This window comes from Nostoc sp. (assembly GCF_035638895.1).
In the GTDB taxonomy this organism is placed as follows: domain Bacteria; phylum Cyanobacteriota; class Cyanobacteriia; order Cyanobacteriales; family Nostocaceae; genus Nostoc.
The window spans coordinates 1-2,660 of sequence record NZ_DASQZC010000607.1; the positions used below are offsets into that span (position 1 = coordinate 1).

A 2,660-nucleotide genomic window follows, 5' to 3' on the forward strand; every position below is an offset into this window, starting at 1 on the left:
GGTGTTTGCTAGCCATATCTTTCTCAGCCTTATCACCGTAATCATTTTCACTTCGCACCTTAGCAGCAAATATAGTTTAATACTCATAAAATATCTTCTAATTAGTTAGGGATAATCTCAATTTTACATCTTCTCTTCCCTCTGCTTCCTTTGCGCCTCTGCGGTAGCCTGCGGCAAGCCGCTCATGCGTCTAAGTTTCTCCAAAACTTATATTGAAAATTGAACATCCTCATAAACCAAAGAAATAGGAAAGTGAAAATCAACACTAGTTAAATGAACTTCATCCTCCTCTTCATAAGGATGTAACTCCCAAATCCCTTTTTCATTTATACAAAAGCAATCTAAACTTATTTTTTCAGCATCAATGAGGACATATTCTTGTCAAGTCTGAATACGCCGATACTGCATAAATTTTTTGCCTCTGTCGTAAGCTTCTGTACTAGGAGAAAGAACTTCAACAACTAAACAAGGATACTGAATAAATTTAATCGCTTGCTTGTCTTTTGGATGACAACTCACTACAACATCTGGGTAGTGAAATGGCCCTTTCTGCGATACGCCTACTTTTGCATCTGCTATGTTGACACGACACGCCCCTCCCCGAAGGTGGCTTTTTAATGCCGAAGCCAAGTTGAAAGCTATATCATTATGGGGAATAGTACCGCCAGTCATGGCGAAGACTTCACCATTGATATATTCGTATTTAATCTCTTGATGTTCTTCCCATTCCAGGTATTCCTGGGGAGTCATATACTTTCCGTCTGGATTCGCAACCATAACTTCACCCTTTAAACATTACGTTCAACCGCGATAATTTCAGTATATTCATACTCGTTCGGACTTTGTTTTACCAAAGGATATCTTTCCCCACCTAACTCAATATAATCTTGTTCGCAATCCGGCTTAGAGGAATAATACGTAAGCACATATTCTCTACCAATTCTCTCTGTAATTTCTGCTTCAACTTCACCCCGCCACTGAGTCTTAGTAACTAAAACTATCAACTGATTCGCTAATTGGGGAATTGTCTTGGCAATGTGTCGCCGCGAATTTTCATCCAAACTGCCGAAGGGTGAATCCATCACAATTGGGAAAGTGCTACTATCGGGAATCATCATCATTTTTCGTTTCTCACTCCATTCCCTTACTTTGTCAATAATGCTGGCAATAAAAGATAAACTGAGAATTTGATTCTCGCCAGTGGATGCTGCAACTGGTGCTTCTATACCTGTGGTATTTTCTACTAATGTCAGTTCATATTTTTCACTAATTTTAGGAATGTATGGAGTTACAGAAATCTCTGTAAATATTTCTTGCACTCGCTTTTCTAGTTGCAGGCGAAATTGTTGTTCTTGACGATTTCTAACTTCCGTTAACCGTTCAATTGCATCTTGAGTGGCATTAATTCGTCGTTGTGCTAAAGTTTGCTTGTCTTCATTCAGCTTTTGCTTTGCAATTTGCTTATTTAAACCTTCAATTTCAGTTGTGAGTTGAGCAATTTGCTGCTGATTTGCACCCTGCTCTCGATTTAACTCATCAATTTTACTTTCAATTTCATCTAAGCGTTTTTGCAAACTGCTAATTTCTTCATTAGCATCTTTTCGCAACCGTTCTTGAATATTGTCTAAGTCTCCTTCAATTTGAGATATACTTTGCCTTAACTGATTAATCCTAGTTTGTTCTCTATCAACTTCTTCCCAAAAGCCTATTGCTTGCTTATCAATTTCATCTACTTGAGCGCTCATCCGAATTGCAGTTTCTTCCACCGCCGAGGAACCTGCTTTATTTAACCAAGTACTTACATGAGTATGAGAATGATTACCCTGTTGTAATTCTGCACCACAAATACAGCGTTCAGAATTGAGTAAATCATTCACAAATTCCCGCGAAATTCCTGATGTTAACTCGCCGCGCTGCTTCAAATCATTGATAATTCCTCGAAACTGGGATGTAGTTTCTGAGAGTAAAACGGTATAACCCCGCGCGGAAATAACTTTTTTCAGCGCTTCCTTCGTTTTTTTATATTCTTCTTGATTTGCTGCTTTCTGCGATTCTAAATCCTGCCATCTTTCTTGCAATTCCTTAGCAGCACTCAGTTCTCGCAAACGGTTACTTGTCTCTTTTTTAAAAGTTTGTTGATATTCTAACTCTTCTTTAATTTCAGTTTGTCGTTTCGTAATGCGTTCACGCTCTCGTTCTATCTTTTCTTGCTGTCGTAATAGCTGTTTCGTTTCAGAATCACCAATAGCTTTTAACTCATTTTCTAGAGTTTTTTTAGCATCTCCCAGATGTCTGATGGAACGGTTGATTACTTCTACACCCAAGAAAATTTTTGTAGCTTCAGCAATTTCAGCTTTTTTGTCAGAACGGACTATTTCTTCAATTCGTTCGCCGTCAAAGAAAAAATATTGATGTAGAGTAGCGGGTAAAATTTGATTAATTATATCGTCTGGTTGCTGAGTTGGTATATTCCATTTGCCATCATCTGCACCAACCCACATGGTTAATTGAGTTTTGCCAGCGTCAAAATCACCTTCATTTTTATAACCCCGACAGGCGCGTTTAACTCGATAGCGTTTACCTTCATGTTCCCAGCCAATCTCTACCCAACATTCTACAGTTTGACCTTTTTGAGCTTCTGCGATCGCACGCTTATTTAC

1 protein-coding gene and 1 pseudogene are annotated in these 2,660 nt (G+C 38.6%); both read right to left on the reverse strand.

Translation table 11 applies throughout. The annotated features are described in order from the left end of the window. Window positions 1-207: 207 nt before the first annotated feature. Window positions 208-777: pseudogene (locus VE944_RS29800) on the reverse strand (Uma2 family endonuclease). Window positions 778-788: 11 nt separating this feature from the next. Next, a partial coding sequence (locus VE944_RS29805) for an ATP-binding protein (protein ID WP_324986050.1) occupies window positions 789-2,660 on the reverse strand: 1,872 nt, incomplete at its 5' end.